A 4,074-nucleotide genomic window follows, 5' to 3' on the forward strand; every position below is an offset into this window, starting at 1 on the left:
GCGTCGGTGGTCGCCACCGTGGACGCCGGCTGCCAGCCGGTCCGGGTCACTACCGCGGCGGACGGCACGTAAGTGTGGGTGACTGCCCGGGCCAGCGACGACCTGCTGTGCTTCGCGGCGGCCCGGCTGGTCAGCGATCCGAAGCGGGCCCTGGTCGCGGCCGTCCGGGTGGGCGAGGCGCCGGTCGGGCTGGCGGCGGTCAGGGAGAGCTCGCTCGTGCTGGTCGCGGACTCCAACCGGTTCGGCGCCAGCGGCGCGACCTCGGACCTGGACGTGGTGAACGTCGCGGCCGCGCTGGCCGGGCGCCCCGCGGTCGTCGGCCACATCCGGGCCGGGCTGTTCCCGCGGGACATGACGCTGGCTCCTGACGGCACGCTGCTGGTGTCGAACTTCGACTCCGGCCAGGTCGAGGCGGTCGACGTGGCGACCGTCCCTGGCACCCCCGGCGGCGCCGGCTAGCCGGCGCCGGCCTTACCGGCCGGTCAGCCGCTCCGACAGCTCGCGCAGCTGGCGGCGGGCCGCGAGGTCGTAGGCCTGGTCGTTCGCCCGTCCCTCGTCGAGGCTGTTGTAGAACCGGCCGGTGCCGGTCTCCGCATCCGGGGCGGCGATCAGCCGCATCGTCGCCTCGACCCCCTGGGCGATGGTGCTGATGGGCGAGGACACGATCTTGGTCGGCATGAACGTGGCCGGGTGCAGGGCGTTGACGGTCACCCCGTCGGGGTCGAGCTCGGCGGCCAGGTCGAAGGTGAACAGGACCTGCGCGAGCTTGCTCTGCCGGTAGGCGCGCATCCCGTCGTAGTCCTTGGTGAGCATCACGTCGCTGAAGTCGATGGCCTGCTGCCCGATGGAGGCGACGTTGACGATCCTGGACGGCGCGGAAGCGCGCAGGAGCGGCAGCAGCAGCCGGGTCAGCGCGTACGTCGCCAGGTAGTTGACGGCGAACCGCAGCTCGTACCCGTCCGCGCTCTCCTGCCGCGCGCCGCCCCCTGGCACGTCGCCGCCGATGCCGGCGTTGTTCACCAGCACGTCGAGCCGCGGCTCCGCCGCGATGACCTGGCCGGCGAGCTCCCGCACCCCGGCGAGGCTCGACAGGTCCGCCTGGTACCCGCGCACCCGGTCGCCGGCCGCCGGTTCGTCCGCCTCGGCGGCCGCCGCGGTGACCTCCTTGATCGTGTCCGCGATCCGCCCGGGGTCGCGGCCGTGCACGAGCACCGTCGCCCCGGCCCGGGCCAGCTCGGCGGCCAGCGCCCGGCCAAGCCCGTCGGTGGCACCGGTGACAAGAATGACTTTCCCGCGGAGTTCGGCCATAGCCCTACTGTTCCACGCCAGGCCCCGGCGGCACCACAGCAGGAGACGATGGCATGCTGGTCCGCATCCCTGAAGGAGATGACATGACTGAACCCGGCGGGCACAACGCGCGCATCATCGCGGAGTTCCGCGGCAACCACGGCCAGGTCGGCGGCGGCTTCGCCGGAGCGCCGCTGCTCCTGCTGCACACCACCGGCGCCCGTACCGGCACGCCGCGCGTCAGCCCGGTGATGTACCTGGCCGACGACGGCCGGTATCTCGTGTTCGCGTCGAAGGCAGGGGCGGACGACAACCCCGCCTGGTACCACAACCTGCTCGCGCACCCGGATACCACGATCGAGGTCGGCGACAGCGTCATCGAGGTGCACGCCACCGAGCTGGCCGGACGTGAGCGTGACGAAAAGTACGCGGAGCAGGCCCGGCGCTATCCCCGCTTCGGCGACTACCAGCAGAAAACAGCGCGGACGATCCCCGTCATCGCCCTCACCCCGCCGGAGGCGTGATGGCAGCCGATACGCGTCCCGGCGGGACGTTCACCATGGGCGGCGACCTGACCGTCACGCGCATGGGATACGGGGCCATGCAGCTGGCCGGCCCGGGCGTGTTCGGGCCGCCCGCCGACCGCGACGCCGCGGTGGCGGTGCTGCGCGAGGCGGTTGAGCTGGGCATCACCCACATAGACACATCCGGCTACTACGGCCCGCGCGTCACCAACCAGATCATCAGGGAGGCGCTGTACCCCTATCCGGAGGACCTGCGCATCGTCACCAAGGTCGGGGCAGCGCGAGACGCCAACGGCGGCTGGCCCGAGGCGCAGGCTCCTGAGCAGCTGCGCGAGCAGGTCGAGGAGAACCTGCGCGATCTCGGCCTGGACGCGATGGACGTGGTCAACCTGCGGAACCCTGGCCAGCGCGGTCCGCAGCCCGGCTCGATCGCCGGGCCGTTCACGGCGCTGGCCGAGCTGCGGCAGGAGGGGCTGATCAGGCACCTGGGGCTCAGCAACGTGACCGCCAGGCAGGTCGCGGAGGCACAATCCATCGCGCCGGTCGCGTGCGTGCAGAACCACTACAACCTGGCTAGCAGGGGCGACGACGACCTGATCGGCTCCCTCGCCGCGCAGGGCATCGCCTACGTGCCCTTCTTCCCGCTCGGCGGTTTCCATCCGCTGCAGTCCGGCATGCTGGACGCGGTCGCCGAGCGGCTCGGCGCTGCCCGGATGACCGTCGCGCTGGCCTGGCTGCTGCACCGGTCGCCGAACATCCTGCTCATCCCGGGCACCTCGTCCGTCGCGCACCTGCGCGAAAACGTCGCCGCCGCTGACCTCACCCTGCCCGCGGACGCGCTAGCGGAACTAGACGCGATCGCCACCTGAGCGCTCAAGGGCACCGCGACGCTGGCGATCCTGGACGCGACCAACTGCCATTTCTTGCTGTTATCAGCTGTCAGCGGGCGGTGGGCGGGAGGCCGATACCGGGCCTCGCGCCGTGTGGTGAAAGCGGCTCGGGGTGGGTACGTAGCGTTGAGGATGGTGCTGGTAGGGGGTCAGCTATGGACTTGGCACTGCGGACAACGGCGTCGCCGGCCGCTATCTGGGTGATCGTCGTCGTCTCGGTCGTCCTCCTGGCGTTCTGGCTGTTCATGGTGATGGTGTTCGCGAACCGGCCGGATCCCCGGCTGCGGCCGGCGGCCGACACGCGGGGACCGGTGCTCGGCGGGATACACATGGCAGCAGGCAGCCACAGCGTGGCGGCGCCAGCCGAGCCGATCCCGGCCCAGCGCAGCGCGGCCGACAGTCCGGCCCCTGCCGACACGGCGGGCAGTGGCGCGGGCGGAAGCCCCTAACGCTGCCGGCTTCCGGGGAAATGAGGGCGCCCCCGCGCCTGTTAGGCGTCAGGGCCCGGGAGGTTCACCAGGGTTGCCAGCGCGGCGCGGTGCGCGCCCGGCGTGCCGAACAGCACCGAGGACGCCTTCGCCCGCTTGAGGTACAGGTGAGCGGGATGCTCCCAGGTGAAGCCGATGCCGCCGTGCATCTGCACGCATTCCTGCGCGGCCGCGATCGCGGCATCGCCGCACGCCGACTTCGCCAGGGCCACCGCCACCGGCGCGTCAGGATCGCCGTCGGCCAGGCAGGCGGCCGCGTACCTGGACGCCGCCCGCGCCTGCGTGATCATCGTCCACAGGTCGGCCAGCCGGTGCTTGAGCGCCTGGAAGGAGCCGATCGGCCGGGCGAACTGGTGGCGCTCCTTCAGGTAGGCCACGGTCATGTCCAGGCAGCGCTGCGCGAGGCCGACCTCCTCGGCGGCGAGCACGGTGGCGCCCGCCAGCAGCCCTGCTTCCGCGGCCGCCTCGGCGGCCTGCCCGACGGCGAGCTGCCGGGCGGGCGCGCCGTCCAGCGTCACGTCGCACAGCTGCCTGGTCATGTCCAGCGAGGTCACCGGGATGCGATGCACGCCGGGCGCGGTGGCCTCGACCAGGAACAGGGCGTTCGGCACTCCGTCGGCTGGCACGAGCAGCACGTCAGCGGGCAGCGCGTCGGCCACCGCGGGGATCGTGCCGCGCAGCTTGGTCATGCCGCCGTCGGCCGACCCGGCGACCCGCACTGCCGAGGGGAACGCCGCGCCGGGCAGCGTAGCGGCAGGCACGGCGAGCGCCGCCGTCAGCTCGCCGTCGGCCATCCGGCGCAGCAGGTCAGCCGCGGGCGAGACAGGCGCGGACTCGGTGCGCTGCGCGCTGCTCTTCGCCGCGGACAGCAGCACGGCGGTGGCC

General features: G+C 72.6%; 6 protein-coding genes. 4 read left to right on the forward strand and 2 right to left on the reverse strand.

The window, feature by feature from the left end; translation table 11 throughout:
* The first annotated feature begins 72 nt into the window (after positions 1 to 72).
* The gene (locus WA805_RS21575; protein WP_425243237.1) at positions 73 to 459 is read left to right on the forward strand and encodes a hypothetical protein; all 387 of its coding nucleotides are present in this window, start codon (positions 73 to 75) and stop codon (positions 457 to 459) included.
* A 12-nt stretch (positions 460 to 471) separates the two neighbouring features.
* On the opposite strand, the gene WA805_RS21580 is transcribed toward WA805_RS21575, so the two are convergent.
* On the reverse strand, positions 472 to 1,308 hold the full coding sequence (locus WA805_RS21580; RefSeq protein ID WP_422290532.1) for an SDR family NAD(P)-dependent oxidoreductase: 837 nt from the start codon (positions 1,306 to 1,308) through the stop codon (positions 472 to 474).
* An 83-nt stretch (positions 1,309 to 1,391) separates the two neighbouring features.
* On the opposite strand from WA805_RS21580, the gene WA805_RS21585 reads away from it, so the two are divergent.
* The 3 genes from WA805_RS21585 to WA805_RS21595 all read left to right on the forward strand — a co-directional run bounded on the left by WA805_RS21585 (position 1,392) and on the right by WA805_RS21595 (position 3,150).
* Entirely contained in the window at positions 1,392 to 1,811 is a 420-nt protein-coding gene (locus WA805_RS21585; protein ID WP_422278993.1) for a nitroreductase family deazaflavin-dependent oxidoreductase, read from the forward strand.
* On the forward strand, positions 1,811 to 2,680 hold the full coding sequence (locus WA805_RS21590; RefSeq protein WP_422340293.1) for an aldo/keto reductase family oxidoreductase: 870 nt from the start codon (positions 1,811 to 1,813) through the stop codon (positions 2,678 to 2,680). Before WA805_RS21585 ends, WA805_RS21590 begins: the two co-directional genes overlap by 1 nt.
* Positions 2,681 to 2,856: 176 nt before the next feature.
* Positions 2,857 to 3,150 (forward strand): hypothetical protein, encoded by a 294-nt coding sequence (locus WA805_RS21595; protein ID WP_422278989.1) that lies wholly within the window; start codon positions 2,857 to 2,859, stop codon positions 3,148 to 3,150.
* Between the two features lie 41 nt (positions 3,151 to 3,191).
* On the opposite strand, the gene WA805_RS21600 is transcribed toward WA805_RS21595, so the two are convergent.
* A partial coding sequence (locus tag WA805_RS21600) for an acyl-CoA dehydrogenase family protein (RefSeq protein WP_425243238.1) occupies positions 3,192 to 4,074 on the reverse strand: 883 nt, incomplete at its 5' end.

It is taken from the genome of Trebonia sp. (assembly GCF_049794275.1).
GTDB lineage: Bacteria > Actinomycetota > Actinomycetes > Streptosporangiales > Streptosporangiaceae > Trebonia.